This window comes from Micromonospora sp. NPDC049497, from assembly GCF_044465805.1.
Taxonomy (GTDB): Bacteria; Actinomycetota; Actinomycetes; order Mycobacteriales; family Micromonosporaceae; genus Micromonospora.
In genome coordinates this window covers 109,516-127,141 of the sequence record NZ_JBITMC010000016.1, presented here as the reverse complement: position 1 = coordinate 127,141, position 17,626 = coordinate 109,516, and the positions used below count along the sequence as shown (strand labels likewise).

General features: G+C 72.6%; 15 protein-coding genes. 9 read left to right on the top strand and 6 right to left on the bottom strand.

Features of this window, described 5'->3' with window-relative positions; genetic code table 11:
• Nucleotides 1-346: 346 nt before the first annotated feature.
• From ACIBR0_RS21615 to ACIBR0_RS21600, 4 genes are all read left to right on the top strand, one after another.
• Entirely contained in the window at nucleotides 347-2,653 is a 2,307-nt protein-coding gene (locus ACIBR0_RS21615) for an immune inhibitor A domain-containing protein (protein WP_396718303.1), read from the top strand.
• Between the two features lie 321 nt (nucleotides 2,654-2,974).
• A complete protein-coding gene (locus ACIBR0_RS21610) occupies nucleotides 2,975-5,413 on the top strand; it encodes an immune inhibitor A domain-containing protein (protein WP_396718336.1) in 2,439 nt (812 codons plus the stop codon).
• A 131-nt stretch (nucleotides 5,414-5,544) separates the two neighbouring features.
• Nucleotides 5,545-6,042, top strand: coding sequence for a hypothetical protein (locus ACIBR0_RS21605; protein WP_396718301.1), 498 nt, complete (start codon nucleotides 5,545-5,547; stop codon nucleotides 6,040-6,042).
• A gap of 71 nt (nucleotides 6,043-6,113) precedes the next feature.
• Nucleotides 6,114-7,046, top strand: a complete 933-nt coding sequence (locus tag ACIBR0_RS21600) for an alpha/beta hydrolase (RefSeq protein ID WP_357032608.1) — start codon at nucleotides 6,114-6,116, stop codon at nucleotides 7,044-7,046.
• A 6-nt stretch (nucleotides 7,047-7,052) separates the two neighbouring features.
• Here the strand turns inward: ACIBR0_RS21600 and ACIBR0_RS21595 are convergent, their stop codons facing one another.
• Both ACIBR0_RS21595 and ACIBR0_RS21590 read right to left on the bottom strand, forming a co-directional pair.
• Complete coding sequence (locus tag ACIBR0_RS21595) at nucleotides 7,053-7,418, bottom strand: hypothetical protein (protein WP_357032611.1); 366 nt, start codon at nucleotides 7,416-7,418, stop codon at nucleotides 7,053-7,055.
• Complete coding sequence (locus ACIBR0_RS21590; RefSeq protein WP_396718298.1) at nucleotides 7,408-10,017, bottom strand: SseB family protein; 2,610 nt, start codon at nucleotides 10,015-10,017, stop codon at nucleotides 7,408-7,410. Before ACIBR0_RS21590 ends, ACIBR0_RS21595 begins: the two co-directional genes overlap by 11 nt.
• 152 nt (nucleotides 10,018-10,169) lie before the next feature.
• On the opposite strand from ACIBR0_RS21590, the gene mycP reads away from it, so the two are divergent.
• Nucleotides 10,170-11,408, top strand: a complete 1,239-nt coding sequence (mycP, locus tag ACIBR0_RS21585; RefSeq protein WP_396718295.1) for a type VII secretion-associated serine protease mycosin — start codon at nucleotides 10,170-10,172, stop codon at nucleotides 11,406-11,408.
• A 108-nt stretch (nucleotides 11,409-11,516) separates the two neighbouring features.
• Here the strand turns inward: mycP and ACIBR0_RS21580 are convergent, their stop codons facing one another.
• Together ACIBR0_RS21580 and ACIBR0_RS21575 are read right to left on the bottom strand one after the other, a co-directional pair.
• Complete coding sequence (locus ACIBR0_RS21580) at nucleotides 11,517-11,810, bottom strand: WXG100 family type VII secretion target (protein WP_357042322.1); 294 nt, start codon at nucleotides 11,808-11,810, stop codon at nucleotides 11,517-11,519.
• A gap of 27 nt (nucleotides 11,811-11,837) precedes the next feature.
• Nucleotides 11,838-12,158 (bottom strand): WXG100 family type VII secretion target, encoded by a 321-nt coding sequence (locus ACIBR0_RS21575; RefSeq protein ID WP_357042325.1) that lies wholly within the window; start codon nucleotides 12,156-12,158, stop codon nucleotides 11,838-11,840.
• Between the two features lie 260 nt (nucleotides 12,159-12,418).
• Between ACIBR0_RS21575 and eccE the strand changes: the two genes are divergently transcribed.
• From eccE to rarD, 4 genes are all read left to right on the top strand, one after another.
• Nucleotides 12,419-14,272, top strand: coding sequence for a type VII secretion protein EccE (gene eccE, locus ACIBR0_RS21570; protein ID WP_396718291.1), 1,854 nt, complete (start codon nucleotides 12,419-12,421; stop codon nucleotides 14,270-14,272).
• A 54-nt stretch (nucleotides 14,273-14,326) separates the two neighbouring features.
• Complete coding sequence (locus ACIBR0_RS21565) at nucleotides 14,327-14,713, top strand: phage holin family protein (protein ID WP_357040520.1); 387 nt, start codon at nucleotides 14,327-14,329, stop codon at nucleotides 14,711-14,713.
• A gap of 72 nt (nucleotides 14,714-14,785) precedes the next feature.
• Complete coding sequence (locus ACIBR0_RS21560; RefSeq protein ID WP_396718288.1) at nucleotides 14,786-15,274, top strand: GNAT family N-acetyltransferase; 489 nt, start codon at nucleotides 14,786-14,788, stop codon at nucleotides 15,272-15,274.
• Complete coding sequence (rarD, locus tag ACIBR0_RS21555; protein WP_396718286.1) at nucleotides 15,271-16,281, top strand: EamA family transporter RarD; 1,011 nt, start codon at nucleotides 15,271-15,273, stop codon at nucleotides 16,279-16,281. Before ACIBR0_RS21560 ends, rarD begins: the two co-directional genes overlap by 4 nt.
• Before the next feature lie 27 nt (nucleotides 16,282-16,308).
• Here the strand turns inward: rarD and ACIBR0_RS21550 are convergent, their stop codons facing one another.
• Nucleotides 16,309-17,004, bottom strand: a complete 696-nt coding sequence (locus ACIBR0_RS21550; RefSeq protein ID WP_396718284.1) for an anti-sigma factor family protein — start codon at nucleotides 17,002-17,004, stop codon at nucleotides 16,309-16,311.
• Nucleotides 17,001-17,567, bottom strand: coding sequence for a sigma-70 family RNA polymerase sigma factor (locus ACIBR0_RS21545; RefSeq protein ID WP_396718281.1), 567 nt, complete (start codon nucleotides 17,565-17,567; stop codon nucleotides 17,001-17,003). The genes ACIBR0_RS21550 and ACIBR0_RS21545 overlap by 4 nt, the downstream gene beginning before the upstream one ends.
• Between the last annotated feature and the right edge of the window lie 59 nt (nucleotides 17,568-17,626).

The following is a 17,626-nucleotide window of genomic DNA, read 5'->3' as shown; positions in this document are numbered from 1 at the left end:
CCCGATCGGAGCACACTGCTCCGGTCGGGCCCCGCTTCTTGTGACGGCCATCGTGTCCGCCAGCCATTTGATGTGACACTTTCGCGCTGCCCGGCGCTCTCCCATGGGGACCCCATAACCGCGATCACTCTAAGTGATCGTGGCCGAAACGTGATGTGAACCCAGGTCGCAATCGTGAAGCCCTTGGTCCGCATTTGCACGGTATGAACCCCCGGCATCGTCGCCCCGGGCATCAATTCACCCGTGACAAGCGCCCCACCTCTCTGTAAAGGTGAGTGCCGCATCACATGACAGTCATGGCTCGATCCGTCACTGCCATGTAACAGATCCACAAAGAGGAGGACCTTTGAGGAGACGAGTCACAGCCGGTCTGGCCTCGGCCGCGGCCGCGCTGCTGGCGGCGGGAGTCGTGTCGGCGCCGGCCTCCGGCGCACCGGCCGCGGACCCGACCCCCGGTTCCGACAAGGCGAAGCACGGCAAGGACAACCTCCCCGATCCGAAGTCGGATCAGCAGCGGGAGATCCGCAAGCAGGCCATCGCCGACCTGCTCTCCGGCAAGGCCAAGCTTCAGACGCGCAACGGCTCCAAGGTCATCCAGGTCAAGGACGACCTGTTCGTCGAGTACCAGCAGGCGCCGAAGACCGACCCGCTGTTCACGATGCTGGTCGAGTTCGGTGACAAGACCGACCCTCGCACCGGTGGCGCTGCCGGCCCGGTGCGCAACGAGATCCCCGAGCCGGACCGCAACTGGGACGGCGACGCGACCGACGACAACAGCACCCTGTGGCGGCCGGACTTCAACCGGGCGCACTTCCAGGACATGATGTTCGGTTCGGGCGAGTCGATGCGGGACTTCTACTACAAGCAGTCCGGCGGTCGCTACACGCTCAACGGCGACGTGAGCGACTGGGTCAAGGTTCCCTACAACGAGGCCCGGTACGGCAGCAACGCCATCTCCGAGGCGGACGGCTACTGGAACTTCGTCAAGGACAGCGCCACCGCCTGGTACCAGGCCCAGGTCGCCGCCGGCAAGACGCCGGAGCAGATCAAGGAGTACCTGGCCCAGTTCGACGTCTGGGACCGGTACGACTTCGACGGCGACGGCGACTTCAACGAGGCCGACGGCTACATCGACCACTTCCAGGCGGTGCACGCCGGTGAGGGCGAGGAGGCCGGCGGCGGCGCCGAGGGCGAGGACGCCATCTGGTCGCACCGGTGGGCCGCCTTCCCGAACCTCGCGGGCTCCGCGGGTCCGGCGGGCAACCTCTCCGGTGGTGTGCAGATCGGTGACACCGGCATGTGGATCCGGGACTACACCACCGAGCCGGAGAACGGCGGTCTGGGCGTGTTCGCCCACGAGTACGGCCACGACCTCGGTCTGCCGGACCTGTACGACACCGCCGGCGGCGACAACGGCGTCGGCTTCTGGAGCCTGATGTCCTCCGGTTCGTGGCTCAGCCACGGCAAGGACGACATCGGGTCGACCCCGGGCTACATGGACCCGTGGTCGAAGCTGTACCTCGGCTGGCTGAACCACACCACCGTCGAGTACGGCAAGGGCAGCACCCAGGTGACGCTCGGGCCGGCCGGCGACAGTGACGGGCCGAAGGCCCAGGCGGTGGTGGTCAACCTGCCGGCGCAGACCCAGACCACCTCGTACAACACCCCGTTCGCGGGTGCGAACGAGTGGTGGGGCGGCAGCGCGGACGACCTGAACACCACGCTGACCCGCCAGCTGGACCTGACCGGTGCGACCTCCGCGTCGATCACCGCGAAGGCCTGGTACGACATCGAAGAGGACTACGACTACCTGTACGCCGAGGTGTCCACCAACGGTGGCGCCACCTGGGCTCCGCTGAGCAACTCGCTCATCGACTCCGGCGAGACCGGCGTCGACGGCTCCACCAGCGGCAACTGGGTCGACCTGACCTACGACCTGTCGGCATACGCCGGGCAGACCGTGCAGTTCCGCTACCGCTACCAGACCGACGGCGGCGTGCACCTCGCCGGCGCGTTCCTGGACAACGTGTCGCTGGTCAAAAACGGCTCCGCCGCCTGGACCGACGACGCGGAGACGCTGGACGCCGCGTGGACGGCCAAGGGCTTCACCCGGATGACCGGCTCGGTGACCGACACGTACCCCCGCTTCTACATCGCGGAGAACCGCACCTACCTCGGGTACGACGACACGCTGCGGACCGGTGGGTACAACTTCGGCTGGGGCACCACCCGGCCGGACTTCGTCGAGCGCTTCTCGAACCAGCCCGGCATGCTGGTGTGGTACGTGAACTACGCGTACGGCGACAACAACACCTCGCAGCACCCGGGCTACGGCCTGAACCTGCCGGTGGACGTCCGCCCCGACAAGATCAACGTCGGCGGTCAGGGCACCATCAGCAACCGGCGTAACGGCTACGACGCGACGTTCAGCCTGTACGCCAAGCCGGCCCAGACCTTCCACCGCAACGGTGTGCCGGTCACGGTGCCGGAGCTCGCGCCGAACCCGATCTTCAGTGACAAGGGCATCTCCAAGTACTGGACCTCGGGCAACGCGTGGAACTCGGTGAAGGTGGCCGGTACCGGCACCACCATCGAGATCCTGAAGCAGGGCACCAACCCGACCGACGACATGGTCGTCAAGGTCACCAACTGACAACACGGTTACCAGTGGGGCCGGTGGCGGAGACGCCACCGGCCCCACTGCTTTCTGCGCATCTCCGGTCCGATAGACACTCGTCGCTCCCCAGGCACGCGCTGCCATTCACGCAGGCCACACCCGCCGACGAAGAGTCGCGGTGTGACAGTGAAAAGCATTCCCAACAAATTCTCGCCACAAATCGATGCGGCCGACTTCCCACCCGTCACACAAGTGTCTATCTTCACCATTGGTCCCACGCGTGGGATCCAATCCCCGGCCCCTACCCCCGTTGGGCCGGTTCCCTCACACCGGAGGTACCACGTGCGCAAAGTCGCAGTGGGTCTGCTCGGGCTCTCGCTGACAGCGACGGGTCTGGCGGTCGGACCGTCCGCCATCGCTTCGCCGCAACCGAAGCTGCCGACGTCCGCACCGTCGGTCGCCGAGCCCGCCCACACCGACCACGACCTGCCCAACCCGCTTGAGGACAAGCGCCGCGCCCTGCGGCAGGAGGGCCTCAGCGAGGTCCTGTCCGGCAAGGCCAAGGCCCAGCGGATCAACGGCAGCACGGTCGTCAAGGTCGGTGAGACCGCCGCCGGCGCGCCCGGCGCGACCGGTGCCACCGCCCGGTCCGCCCGCGGCACCGGCGGCAAGAAGGACCAGTACGTCGAGCTCTCCCGGGAGCGGACCGACCAGATCTTCGTGATCCTGGCCGAGTTCGGCAACGAGCGGCACCCGGAGTTCCCCGACAAGGACCTCGACCCCGACTGGCCGGGTCCGGCGCGGTTCGACGGTCCGCTGCACAACGAGATCCCCGAGCCGAACCGCGCGGTGGACAACTCAACCGTGTGGCAGAAGGACTTCAGCCCGGAGCACTTCCGCAAGCTCTACTTCGGCACGAAGCCGGGCGACGAGTCCCTGAAGCAGTACTACGAGGCCCAGTCCTCGGGTCGCTACAGCGTCGACGGCGTGGTCAGCAACTGGGTCAAGGTCAAGCACAACGAGGCCCGGTACGGCCGGTCCAACGACCCGATCCCGGACGACAGCGACGACCCGGCCAACGACCCCGCGGTCTGCAACAGCAACGTCTGCCAGAACACCTGGGAGCTCGTGCGCGACGCCGCCAACCAGTGGGTCGCCGACCAGAAGGCCCAGGGTCGCACCGATGCCCAGGTCGCCGCGGACGTCAAGGCGATGGACAAGTGGGACCGGTACGACTTCGACGGCGACGGCGACTTCAACGAGTCCGACGGCTACATCGACCACTTCCAGATCGTCCACGCCGGCGGCGACATGGCCGACGGTGACCCGAACCAGGGTGAGGACGCGATCTGGAGCCACCGCTGGTACGCCTTCGCCTCCGACCAGGGCTCGACCGGTCCGGCCAACTTCCCGGCCGGCGGCACCCAGATCGGCGACACGGGCGTGTGGATCGGTGACTACACCATCCAGCCGGAGAACGGCGGCCGCAGCGTCTTCTACCACGAGTACGGCCACGACCTGGGCCTGCCGGACGACTACAACATCCTCAACGGCGGGGACAACAACAACGAGCACTGGACCCTGATGGCCCAGAGCCGGCTGAGCGCCAAGAACGACGGCGGCATCGGCGAGCGCGGCGGTGACCTCGGCGCGTGGAACAAGCTCCAGCTGGGCTGGCTCGACTACGAGGTGGTCGTGGCCGGGCAGAAGCGCACCATGACCCTCGGCCCGCAGGAGTACAACTCCGCCAAGCCGCAGGCCGCCGTGGTGGTGCTGCCGGAGCGCGAGTACACCTTCGACAACGGCAAGCCGTTCGAGGGCACCAAGCAGTACTTCTCCGGCAACGACGACGACCTCAACAACACGATGACCCGGACCCTGGACCTCACCGGGAAGTCGTCGGCGTCGCTGTCGATGAAGGGCCGCTACGACATCGAGGCCGGCTTCGACTACCTCTTCTTCGAGGCGTCGCTCGACGGCGGCAAGACCTGGACGGCGCTGCCGGGCACGGTCGACGGCGAGCCGCTCCAGGAGGTCGGCGGGAAGCCGGCGCTGGACGGCAGCAGCGAGGGCGAGTGGGCGGACATCACCATCCCGATGGACGCCGCCGCCGGCAAGGTCGTGCAGTTCCGCTTCCGGTACCAGACCGACGGCGGTGTGTCCGAGGGTGGCTTCTTCGGTGACGCGATCACCGTGACCGCCGACGGCCAGACCCTCCTGAGCGACGGTGCCGAGGCCGGTGCCGGCGACTGGGCCCTGAAGGGCTGGGACATCGTCGAGGAGACCTACACCCGGATGTTCGCGAACTACTACATCGCGGGCAGCCGGTCGTACGTCTCGTACGACAAGTACCTGAAGACCGGCCCGTACTTCTTCGGTTACGCGAACACCCGGCCCGACTGGGTCGACCACTACGCGTACCAGGAGGGCCTGCTCGTCTCGTACTGGAACCTGCGGTGGGCGGACAACGACACGTTCGAGCACCCGGGTGAGGGTCGTAACCTGATCATCGACGCGCACCCGCGGCCGATCCACAACCTGACCGGCCAGCCGTGGCGGGCCCGGGTCCAGGTCTACGACGCGCCGTTCAGCCTGAAGAAGGCGGACTCGTTCACGCTGCACCTCAACAGCCAGCCGCAGTACATCCGTGGCCAGACGGCGCAGCCGCTTTTCGACGACACCAAGAAGTACTGGTACGAGGAACTGCCGAACCACGGCGTCAAGCTCCCCGCCACCGGCACCAAGATCAAGGTTCTGGAGCAGAAGGGCACCTCCATCAAGGTCCGCTTCTCCTGACCGACCGATCTTCAGCACGCGATGCCCGGGCAGGACTCCTGCCCGGGCATCGCCCCTTTCCCGGAGACCCGGCGGATTCCCGGAGACCCGGCGGAGGGAACGCCACGCCCGCCCGGCACGTCTGACCCGTCATGCGCGCCACCCGAAGCCTGCTGCCCGCCGTGGCCGCCGTGGCCCTCGCCGCGTCCCTGAGCGGCTGTCCGGGCACCGAGAAGGGACCCGCCGTGTCCGGTCCGCAGACCCCCGCACCCAGCCCGTCCGAAAGCACCGGCGGCCCGACCGGACCGGCCACCACCCCCACCGGCGGACCGGTGTCGCCGTCCGGACGGACCGGGCCCTCGCTGTCGCCCACCCGCCCGCCCACCCCGGGCCCGCCGACCGCGCCGCCGAGCAAGCCCACCGACCTGCGCCGGGTCGACGCGCTCGCCGGGCGGATCACCCGGGGCGGCGACGGGCCGTGCTACGGCCTGGTCACCGACGACGGCCGGGAGTACGCGCTGCACGGCACCGGCAAGGGCACGTTCGCCACCGGCACCTGGGTGCGGGTGACGATCGGCCCCGCCGATCCCGCCGTCGACTGCGGACCGGGCACCCCGGCGACCATCGTGAAGATCGCTCCGGTCACCTGAGGGAAGCGATCCGGGCCACCCGCCACACCGGCGCAACGGCCGGCCGGCACACAGGTCCTAGGCTGTCTGCCATGACCGAGCAGCGCGGCGGCGCCGTCGACGAGTCCTGCGTCCTCACCGAGGGGCCGTGGACGCACCGCTTCGTCGGCGCCAACGGCAGCCGCTTCCACATCGTGGAGGCCGGCACCGGCCCCATGGTGCTGTTCCTGCACGGGTTTCCCGAGCACTGGTGGGCCTGGCACGAGATGCTGCCGGCGGTCGCCGACGCCGGCTTCCGCGCCGTCGCCGTCGACCTGCGCGGCTACGGCGCGAGCGACAAGCCCCCGAGGGGGTACGACGGCTACACCCTCGCCGCCGACGTCGCCGGCCTGATCCGCGCACTCGGAGAACGGTCGGCCACGCTCGTGGGGAGCGGTGCCGGCGGCATGATCGCGTGGACGGTCGCGTCGTTTCACCCGTCCCTGGTCCGCCGGCTGGTGGTGCTCGGCGCGCCGCACCCGCTGCGGTTGCGCGCGGCCATCTTCGCCGACCCGCGTGGGCAGTTCACCGCCTCCACCCCGACCCTGCGGTTCCAGATGCCCCGGTACGAACACGTGCTCACCCGGGACGACGCCGCGGCCGTCGAGGAGATCCTGCGCCGCTGGGGCGGGCCGGACTGGGTGGCCTCACCGGCCTTCGCCGCGTACGCGGAACGCTGCCGGGAGGCGATGCGGATCCCACAGGCCGCGTTCTGCGCCCTGGAGGGCTACCGCTGGGCGTTCCGGTCGGTGCTGCGGCTGCACGGCTACCGGTTCGTGCGGCTGATGCAGAAGCCTCTGGTCACCCCGACCCTGCAACTGCACGGCGCGCTCGACGCCGCCTCCCTGCCGCGCACCGCCCAGGGCTCCGGCCGCTACGTCGTGGCGCCGTACGAGTGGCGGCTGCTCGACGGGGTCGGACACTTCCCCCACGTGGAGGCCCGCGACGTGGTGCTCGGCGAGATCCTGCGCTGGACGAAGTCCTGACGCGCCCTATACCCGCTGCTCGCGCAGGTCGGCGACCTCCGCCGAGGGTGCCCAACCCTGGTAGACGCCGAAGTCGAACACCTCCAGGCCGAGCGCCCGGGCGACCGGCCAGCGACCGCCCGTGTACTCCACGCGCAGCCAGCCGTCGTGCTCGGCGAGGACGATGAAGGGCTGCCCCTGCCAGGTGCAGGTGGTCCGGACGTACGCCAGGTCGTCGACCTCGGTCACCGGCAGGACGCGCACGTACCGGCCGGGACGTACCTCCTCGAAGCCGTCGCCCGGCTCCGGCTGGTAGAGCCGGACGGTGTCGCCGTCCGGGCTGGCCTGGTACTCCCGCCCGCGCCACCGGGCCACGTAACCGTCACGCATCACCGGCACCGACCTCTCGCCACAGGAGCGCGTCGGTGTCGAGGAGGGCGACCACCCGCTCGGTGCCGTCCGCGCCGACCCGCCAGAGCTGCGCCCCGTACGGCAGCCGGGCACTGTCCACCTTGAACTCCGCCACCACGTCGCTGCTCTCGCCCGGCGCGAACCCGTTGCCCCGGAACGGCGGGCGCTCGATGACCCAGCCCTCCATGGCCCGCATCGCCGCCTCGTTCTGGCCCCCGTACGGAATGCGGTAGAGGCTCGGCCGGTGCGCCGGCCACCGCAGCACGTAGATCTCCCCGGCGTCCCGACGGAACGGCGAGTCGGGGTAGCCGAGGCCGAGGGCGTCGTACAGCTCGGCCGGGGTGGTCAGGTGGGCCAGTTCGCCGGCCCGGTGCACGAAGCCGGAGACCCGGTCGTAGCCGCGCTCCAGGTAGTACGCGAGTTGGCTGGGCGCGACCGCCTTCTGCATGACGACGGGCCGGGCCGGGTCCGGCGCGGGCGCGGTGTACCGGGTGCGGGCGACCGGTTCCTCCGCGGGCGGGGGCTCCGGCTCGCTGCCGGCGTCGGTGCCGAGCCCGACCTCCGCGGCCCAGCTCGCCAGGCCGACGATCTGCTCGCCGGGCAGCTTCGCCCCGATCGGGGTGCCCGGATTGACCACGAACGACCAGGACTCGTCCGGCCAGCGGTGGATGAGCTGGACGAACTTGACCGGCAGCGTCTCCACCAGCGCGTCGGTGTTGTCGGCGAGCCGCTCCGGCGACGTGTAGACCACCACGCAGGTCTCGCCGTCCAACTCCTCCCGGTGCCAGACGAAGCCCGGTTCGCCGGGGCGGCTGCCCGGCGCGGAGTCTGGCGTGACCGGGAGCAGCACGCGGGCCAGCAGCAGCGTGGAGAGGAAGGTGTCGGTGCTGCCGGTGCCGCTCGCGTCGAGGAGGTCCTCCTCCACCTCGTTGGCGGGCAGGAAGCCCGCCGTCGCGGAGGAAGGGGGCACGTCGGTCATCGGGTCGGCGGCCGGCCCCGGATCGACGGTGGCCGGCGTCGCGGTCCAGGTGGGGTCGGCCGTCGGATCCACCCGGTCCGAGCCGGTGCCGATCAGCGGGCCGGTCGCCGGACCGACGGGCTCGGCGGACTCGGCAGGTCGGGCGGTGAGGCCGGCGGACTCGGCGGGTCGGGCGGTGACGCCGGCGGACTCGGCGGGTCCGGCGAACCCGGTGGAGGTCCCGGCCACCACGGTGGGCGGCGTGCCGGTCGGCTCCGGATCGAAGAGGGAGCGGGCGGGTTCCGTAGCGGCGGCCGGGGGCGGGGCGACGTCGCGGGCCTCGATGATCGTGCCCTCGATCACGATGGGCGTGAAACCCCGACGGGGAGCGGGTGGCGCCGAGACGGGTTCGGCGATCGAGGCGGGCAGGTCCTCGGCCGGGTCCGGCCCCGCCGGACCGGGCCGGCGGCGCGGCAGCACCTGCGTACCGTCCGCGTCCGGCTCCGCCGGGCGGCGCGCGTACGCCTGGAGCCGCGCGGGGTCGGGGACGCGGATCGGCCGGGTCCGCTCGTCGTCCGACGGACCGGGCCGCGCCGGCAGGGCCTGGGTGGTCTCCTCCGCCGGCGGGGCGGCGGCCGGGTCGGTCGTCCGGAAGGCGTCGGTGGGCCCCTCCGACGGCGGCCGGCGGCGGGGGAAGGGCTGGCTGCCGCCCGCGAAACGGGACGGTGGGGCAGCCCGGTCCGCGGCGGCACGGGTCACCGGATCGCGGTACGCCGAGCCACGGCCGGACGCCGGCTCGAAGAAGGAGCGGTTCGGCCGGTCCCCGCCCTCGGCACCCGCGCGGCCCTCCGCTGTCGCGGGACGGTCGGCTCCGACCTCGGGCCGGGCCGACGGCCAGGGCGACACCGGCCGGCCCTCGGCCGCGTCCCCGGGCCGGGTCGACGGGTACGGGGGCGGGGCGGGCCACTGCCCGTTCGTCACCGCGTCCACGCGCGGCGGCTCGGCCCTCGTCCGGCCGGCGGGAGCACCCTCCACCGACGGCCGGATGGTCGGGGGAAGAAGCGCGTCGGCGCGGTCCGGCGTGGGTGCCGGGGGTACGCCGTTGGCGGTCGTCGTCCGGCCCTGCGGTCCGGTGCTCGGCACGGCGTCGGCATCCCGTGCGACCGAGGTGGCCCGTGCCCGGGCGAGCGTCTCGGCGCGTTCCAGGCGGGCCCGCGCGCCCAGGGTGCGGCCCGGCAGCCGGACGTCACCACGGGAGAGCTGCGCCACGAACCAGGACGGCAGGTAGCCCTCGATCGGCAGGCCCGGGTTGACGGCCAGCCACCACTCCTGGTCGGGCCATTCCTCGGCCAGGTCGGTGTACGGCACGCGCCGGCTGGACCCGGCGTTGTCCCCGAGGCAGGCCCGTATGGCGGCGGCCGAGGTGAAGGCCAGGACGTGCGTCCGGCCGCCGGTCGTCCAGGTGCCCCATCCGGGCGGCGCCTGACCGGCGAGCGCCTGCGCGGACACCGGCAGGAGAAGGTCCGTCCGGGCCAGGATCCGGAAGTAGAGCTGCTGGTCATCGGCGTGCAGCGCCTCGCGCATCGCCGCCTCGGCCTCCGTGGCCGGCTCCCATTCGGTCACGGCCACCTCTCCTTCCGAGAACAGGCCACAGGCATCGCGTACAACCTACAAGGTCAATTCAAGATCACAATGGCTGGCCGGCGGCGGGCCGCCCGGTTCCATGGAAGGCGATAACATCCCGTTCCGGAGTCGACACGATACGGAGGCGGTCGATGTCCCGGTCCCGCACCCATGCCCTTCTGGCGGTCTTCTCGGCGGCCGTCGTGGCGTCCGTTCCGGTGCCGTTTCCCGCCGGCCCACCACTCGGTCCGGCCCTGGCCGGCGCGCGGGCGCCGGGCTGCGCCACGCCACTCGCCCCGTCCCGACCGGTCGCCGCGACCCCGTGGACCCAGCAGCGGTACGCGCCGGAGCGCCTGGCGCCACTGGCCACCGGGGCGGGGGTGACCGTGGCGGTGGTCGACTCCGGCGTGGACCGGGTGCACCCGCAGCTCGCCGGGCGGGTCCTGACCGGCACCGACCTGCTGGACCCGGGCGGGGACGGCACGCGGGACTGCGCCGGCCACGGCACCGGAGTCGCGAGCATCATCGCGGCGGCGCCCCGCCCGGGGGTGGCCTTCCGGGGACTCGCACCGGACGCCCGCGTCCTCCCGGTACGCGTCAGCGAGCAGCAGGTGGTCGACGGCCGGGAGTCGGGGCGTACGGTCAGCGCCGCCGACTTCGCCCGCGCGATCCGCTGGGCGGTGGACGAGGGCGCCGACGTGCTGAACCTCTCCGTCGTGCTGTACGCCGACGATCCCGCCGTGCGGGCCGCCATCGCCCACGCGGTGGACCGGGACGTGGTGGTGGTCGCCGCCGCGGGCAACCTGCACGAGAACGGCGACCCGCGCCCCTATCCAGCCGCGTACGACGGTGTGCTCGGGGTGGGTGCGATCGGGGCGGACGGGACGCGCTCACCGTTCTCGCAGACCGGCCCGTACGTGGACCTGGTGGCCCCGGGCGGCGACGTGCTGATGGCCGCGCCGAGGCAGGGCCACCTGCGCGCCGAGGGAACCTCCTATGCGGTGCCGTTCGTCGCCGCCACGGCAGCGCTGCTGCGGCAGTACCGGCCGGAACTGGACGCCATGGAGGTGGCCCGGCGGATCATGGCGACCACCGACCCGGCGCCCGGCGATCCCGCTGGCGGCGCGTACGGCGCCGGGGTGCTGAACCCCTACCGGGCGGTCACCGAGACCGGGGGCGGGGCGTCCGGCGAGGTACGCCCGGCCGCCGCCCTCGCCGACAACCGCGCCGATCCGGCCACGCTGGCGCAGCGGGAGAGGCGGGCGACGGCCCGGGACCGGGCGCTGCTCGTGGCGGGGATCAGCGGCGCGGCCGTCGCGGTGGCAGTGCTGCTGGCGCTCGTGGTGCCGCGCGGCGCGCGCCGCCGGTGGCAGCCACCCGGCTCGGCCTGAGCCGCGCCGTCGCCGGATCGTCCTGCGGCCGGCGACCGCCGACTGCCGGCGCCCCCGGACACGGCGGTGGCGTCGGCCGGGCAGGGCCGACGCCACCGTGCGCGGGTGTCACTGGAACAGGCCGACGTTCCTCTTCTCGGTGTCGAGGTAGTCGGTCGCGGAGTCGTCGACCGCGAGCTTGATGTCGCGGAGCATGGTCTGCAGATCCTGCGAGGCGGAACGCCAGCGGGCCTGCCGCTGCTCGTACGCCTGCCGCGCCTCACCGGACCAGCTCGCCACGAGCGGGGCGGCGTCCCGTTCGAGCTGCCCGAGCTGTGAGTCGAGCATGTTCAGTGCCTTGTGGATGTCCGCACCGGCCTGTTGCAGCGCGGCGAAGTTGACGACCAGCACACCGTGGTCCATCGGATGGTTCCTCCCCCTGGTCGGGAACTACAGCGGCAGCTGGATGCCGCCGCGGTTGGTGGTGGACACCCGGCTGGCGGCCTCCGTGTCCGAGACGTCGTACTGCTGGCCGGCGGTGCGGATCGCGGTGGCGGTCTCCCGCAGGGCCCGCTGGAGCGCCGCCTGGTCCTGCGCCCACTGCTGCTTGACCTGCTCGAAGGAGCGCCCACCGGCACCGCGCCACGCCTGCTGCAACACCTCCAGCTCGGCCATCAGCCCGCTGAGCATCGACTGCAACGACTGGTCCACCTGCTCGAACTTCGCGGCGGTCTGCTGCATGACCGCGGCTTCTGCCTGGGTCTGGGACACCCGGACGTCACCTCGTCTCCTGTGTCGTGGCTGGCCGTCGGCGCGCCCGCTCCGGGAGCGCGCCGCTCGCGCCACCCCCGGAGGGTCGAGCACGGCGGGCGCGGGTCAGCCAAACTCGTCGCTGACGGTAGCCGCCCGATGGCGGTTCTGCTACCCCCTGGCGCTCCCCTGTGGACAACGCGGGTTCCCGCTCGATCGGCCGGGACCCTTACGATGAGCGGCAGCCGCGTCGCGGCGAGTGATCGGGTTGAGGAGGCGCGGTGCCGGCCACCACCACGAACGCCCGGCGTTCGACCACGGGCGACGGGCGGGAGAGGACGCCGCCGGGTCCCGGCCGACCGCGGCCGTCCGTGACCGGAGACCCTCGGTCGGGCAGCGCCGGCCGCCAGGTTCGTCCCCGGATCCGGGCCGGTCAGATCGTCGCCGCGCAGGTGGCGCTCGCCGCGCCGGTGGCCGCCGCCGGCCGGGGTGCGCTGCCGATGCTCGCGGCTGTGGCGCTGGTTCTCGTGGTGCTGCCGCTGGCCTGGGTACGGCTGCGTGGCCGATGGCTCTTCGAGTGGCTCGGCGCCGGCCTGGGCTATCTGACCCGTCGGCGCGCCCTGCCGGCACACGCCGGGCCGGCCGCGCTGCTCGGCCTGGTCGCGGACACGCTCGTCCGCCCGGTGGAGCTGGCCGGCGGGTCCGCCGCCGTGCTGGACGACGGCATCGGCATGGTGGCGGTCCTGGAACTGGGCGACCCGGGCGACCTGCTCGGTGACGGCGCGCGCACGCTGCCGCTCCCGGGGACGCTGCTGCCCGCTGCCACCCCGGGCAGTCCGCCGGTCCGGGTCCAGCTCCTGATCACCGGGGCACCCGCGCCGACCGTCGCGGCGTCGGGTGCGGTGGCCACGTCGTACCGGCAGCTCACCGACGGCCGGCTGCCCGGCCGGGAGCGGGCGGTGCTCGCGGTGCGGGTACTCCGGGTCGACGGCGTCACCGCGGACGACCTGCGCCGCGCGCTCTCCGGCACCCTGCGCCGGATCATCCGCCGGCTCGGGCCGGTCGGAGCCCGGCCGCTGGGCGTGGAGGCGACCCTGCGGGTGGTGGGCGAGCTGGCCCACCACGACGACCGGCCGACGATGGAGTCCTGGCAGGCGGTGCGCACGGGCGACCTGTTGCAGACCACCTTCCGGCTGCACCGGTGGCCGGACCCGCGCACCGACGGCGGCCGGCGCCTGGCGTCCCGGCTGCTCGCGCTTCCGGTCACCGCGACCACGGTGTCGATCGGGGCGGGGCCGTCGGTCGGTGCCGACCCCGCGTCGGTGCCGACCGAGCTGACCGTGCGCCTGGCCGCCCGCACCCCGGCGGAACTGGCGGCGGCAGCCGGAGCGCTGCGCCGCGTGGTGACCGGAGCGGGCGGTGAGGTACGACGGCTCGACGGCGAGCAGTTGACCGGGCTGGCTGCCACGCTGCCGCTGGCGTCGCCGGCCCCCGGTCCGGCCGGTCCCGCCGCTCTGGAGGTGACGCTGGGCGAGGCGGGCCTGATGCTCGGCGCCAACCGGCACGGCGGCGCGGTGACCGTCCGGCTGTTCCGTCCGGAGAGCACCCGGATCATGCTCGTCGGTGGCGTACGCGCCGCCCAACTGCTCACCCTCCGGGCGATGGCGCTCGGGGCGCGGGTCGTCGTGCAGACCGGCCGGCCCCGCGTGTGGGAGCCGTTCGTCCGGGGCGTCGGCGCGCCGGGCGACACGATCCCGCTTCTCCCCCCGGGCCGGCCGCTCCCCGACGAGGTCGGCACCCCGCTGCGTCCGCTGCTGGTGGTGCTGGACGCCGGTCCGACACCGCCCGAGCCCGAACCGGGACCGCCCTGGCGGGCCACCCTGCTGGTCCGCGACGAGCTGACCGCCGCCGACGCCGACGCGCTGGGGCGGGCGGACCTGGCCGTGCTGCAACCCCTCGACCCGGCCGAGGCGGCGCTGGCCGGCACCGCCCTCGGGCTGGGCGGTTCGGCCGAGTGGCTGACCCGGATCCGGGACGACATGGTCGCGGTGGTCAACCGGCGGGCGCTGCGCTGGGCCCTGATCTCCCCCACACCGATCGAGGCCCACCTGGTCGGTCACCCCGGCCGGCGATGAAGGCACCGGTTCGAGGGTTCCGCACGTGATCCGTCCGTGGCAGCATCTTGCGCCATGGGTTTCCTGAAAGGGCTGCTGATCCGGCTGGCCACGACGGCGTTGGCCTTTTGGCTGGCCACGCTGCTCATCCCCGGCATCACGTTGGACTCGACCTCCACCACCGAGACCGTCACCACCCTGGTGCTCGTCGCGGTGATCTTCGGCGTGGTGAACGCCGTGCTACAACCGATCGTCAAGACCGTCGGTTGTGGCTTCTACCTGCTGACCCTCGGACTGATCGCGCTGGTCGTCAACGGGCTGCTCTTCCTGTTGACGAGTTGGATCGCGGGCCAGGCCGGACTGCCGTTCCACGTGGACAGCTTCTGGCCGGAGGCGGTGCTCGGCGCGCTCTTCGTCGGCATCGTGACCTGGATCCTCGGCGCCATCCTCGACCGCGACTGAGCGCCGTACCGCCGACCAGATACCGGGAATTGGCTGCTGAGCGGGCAGGGACGGGGCACTAGCGTCGGACCGGTGTTCACCGTGACCCGCGACGACGGCTACCTGCTCAGCACCGACCCTGCCCGCCTCGACCTGGACCGGGTGCACCACTGGCTCTCCACCGACGCGTACTGGGCCATCGGGCGGGACCGGGAGACGGTGGCGCGGGCGTTCGCCGGCTCGATCGGCTTCGGCGTCTACCGGCCCTCAGACGGCCGCCAGATCGCGGTGGCCCGGGTGGTGACCGACCGCGCCACGTTCGCCTGGCTCTGTGACGTCTACGTCGACCCGGCCGAGCGTGGTCGCGGGCTGGGCACCTGGCTGGCCGGGGCGGTCCGCGACCACCTGGCCGACCTCGGCGTACGCCGGATCCTGCTGGCCACGAACGACGCCCACGGGGTGTACGCGAAGGTCGGCTTCACCCCGGTTCAGGCGGAGCGCTGGATGGAGCTGGACGTACGGGTGAAGCCGGTCACCAGCAAGGAGCAGGAGGCCGATCGGCCCCTTACGGTGGAGGCGTGACGCCACTTCGCCTCGGCTACCTCTACGGGTTCGGCGCGTACCTGCTCTGGGGCTTCTTCCCGCTCTACCTGAAGCTGCTGCGCCCGGCCGGGGCGCTGGAGATCCTGGCCCACCGGATCGTCTGGTCGGTGGTCTTCGTGGCGCTCGTGCTCGGCGCGCTGCGCAACGTCGGGTTCCTGCGGGCGCTGGCCCGCCGCCCACGCACGCTGGCCGGGATCGGCGTGGCCGCCGCGTTGATCGCCGGCAACTGGGGCACCTACATCTACGGCGTCAACTCCGACCGGGTGGTCGAGACCGCGCTCGGCTACTTCATCAACCCCCTCGTCGTGGTGCTGCTCGGTGTCTTCGTGCTGCGCGAACGGCTCCGCCCCGCGCAGTGGGCGGCGCTCGGCACCGGCGGGCTGGCGGTGGCCGTCCTGACCGTCGACTACGGCCGGCTGCCCTGGTTGGCCCTGGTCCTGGCGTTCAGCTTCGCCGGGTACGGCCTGGTGAAGAAGAAGCTCGGGCTGCCCGCCGCCGAGGGCCTGTTCGTCGAGTCGGCGGTGCTGGCGCTTCCCGCGCTGGGGTACCTGGGCTGGCTCGCCGCCGCCGGTGAGGCCGCCTTCGGGCAGGTGTCGCTCGCGCACACCATCCTGCTGGTGCTGGCCGGCGCGGCCACCGCGATCCCCCTGCTGCTCTTCGCCGGCGCGGCCAACCGGCTCCCGCTCACCAGCCTCGGCATGATCCAGTACGTCGCGCCGATCCTCCAGCTCGGCTGCGGCGTGCTGATCTTCCACGAGCCGATGCCCCCCGCACGCCTGGCCGGCTTCGCCCTGGTCTGGCTGGCCCTGGCCGTCTTCACGATCGACGCGGTCCGAGCCGCCCGCCACACCCACCGCACCCGCGCCCACCCCCACCCCCACGCCACCACCACCACCGCCACGTCCCGCGATCTTGCACCTTCGGTCGCCGGATCGCGGAGAAAATCCCTTTCGCCGGGGCAGAAAGTGCAAGATCGCGGCGAGTGACGGGGGACGGGGGGGACCGGGGGGGGGTTAGCGGACGTTGTGGATTAGGACGGGGGTGTTGTCGGCTCGGAGGAGTTCTACGCGGACGAGTTCCGCGTCGGTGAACCTCGTCGCGCCGCTGATGCGCAGGTCGTCGCCGGGGGCGGCGAGCCAGGAGCCGATCTGCTCCGTGGCGCCGTCCGGGCCGTGCGCCACCAGCCGGAAGGTGTACGCCTTGCCGTAGCCGACCCTGGCGTCGTACCCGCACCGCATGGTCACCTCGGTCCCCCACTCGGTGCCGGTCAGCCCGATCTCGGCGTGCACCGGCACCGTGCCGGACACCGGCTGCATGGCGACCAGCCGGACGTCCCCGCCCGGCGGGACGGCCGGCTCCCGGGGCAGCAGGGCGGCCGTGCCGAAGCCGGCGAGCAGGGCCAGCGCGGCGGCGACCAGCGTCGTGAGGGCGTACCGGCGGCGGGTGGCCGACCGCTCGCGGCGCCGGCGTTCGCGGGCGGCGTCGAGCAGCGCGGGCATCCGCGACGACTCCGCCGGCGCCGGGAGGAACTGCTCCAGACCGGCCGGGTCGAGGCGGCCGAGCAGCCCCGGCAGCACGGCGATCTCGGCGACCGCCTGCCGGCAGTCGGCGCACCCGGCGAGGTGCCGCTCGTAGGCGGCCCGCTCCGCCGGAGCCAGCGCACCCAGCACGTACGCGCCGTCGTCGTGCGCGAACTCGCACCGGGTCATCCCGTCACCCCCATCTCGGCCAGGACCAACCGCAGTGAGCGCAGTGCGTAGTGCGTCCGGGACTTGACCGTCCCCGGCGGCACTCCCAGTCGCGCGGCCGCCTCGGCCACCGACCGTCCTCGGTAGAAGCACTCCACCAGAACTTCACGATGGGTGGGGCTCAGTCGGTTCAACGCCTCGGCGACGGTCCAGGCCTCCACGGCGCGCTCCGTCTCGTCCACGGTCTCCGGCGGCTCCGGCAACTCGTCGGTGAAGACCTCGCCGACCCGGGTGGATCGGCGGCGCCAGGCGTCGATGGCCAGGTTGCGGGCCGTCGTGAACAGCCAGGCGCGGACCGAGCCGCGCCGGGGATCGAGCGACTCCGGGTGCCGCCAGGCGCGCAGGAGGGTTTCCTGCACCAGGTCCTCGGCCCGCTGCCGGTCGCCGTTGACCAGGCGCAGGGCGTGCGCGTACAGCGCCTCCGCGTGCTCGTCGTGCAGGGCGCGGAGCAGTTGGGCGTCGTGGTCGCTGATGACGGTCTCCTCGCTGTCGACGCGAGTCCGGCGGTGCCTTCGCAGGGACATACGTGCGCGGCACCCGCATCGGTTCAGCCCCAGCTCATCGCGGTCGCCCCGGGCGAGTT

Bases quoted from the DNA above. Each gene is read 5' to 3' on its own strand.
- ACIBR0_RS21545 (WP_396718281.1), bottom strand. From the start codon at position 17,567: ATGTCCCTGCGAAGGCACCGCCGGACTCGCGTCGACAGCGAGGAGACC.
- ACIBR0_RS21565 (WP_357040520.1), top strand. From the start codon at position 14,327: ATGGGTTTCCTGAAAGGGCTGCTGATCCGGCTGGCCACGACGGCGTTG.
- ACIBR0_RS21550 (WP_396718284.1), bottom strand. From the start codon at position 17,004: ATGACCCGGTGCGAGTTCGCGCACGACGACGGCGCGTACGTGCTGGGT.
- ACIBR0_RS21580 (WP_357042322.1), bottom strand. From the start codon at position 11,810: ATGGACCACGGTGTGCTGGTCGTCAACTTCGCCGCGCTGCAACAGGCC.
- ACIBR0_RS21605 (WP_396718301.1), top strand. From the start codon at position 5,545: ATGCGCGCCACCCGAAGCCTGCTGCCCGCCGTGGCCGCCGTGGCCCTC.
- ACIBR0_RS21600 (WP_357032608.1), top strand. From the start codon at position 6,114: ATGACCGAGCAGCGCGGCGGCGCCGTCGACGAGTCCTGCGTCCTCACC.
- mycP (WP_396718295.1), top strand. From the start codon at position 10,170: ATGTCCCGGTCCCGCACCCATGCCCTTCTGGCGGTCTTCTCGGCGGCC.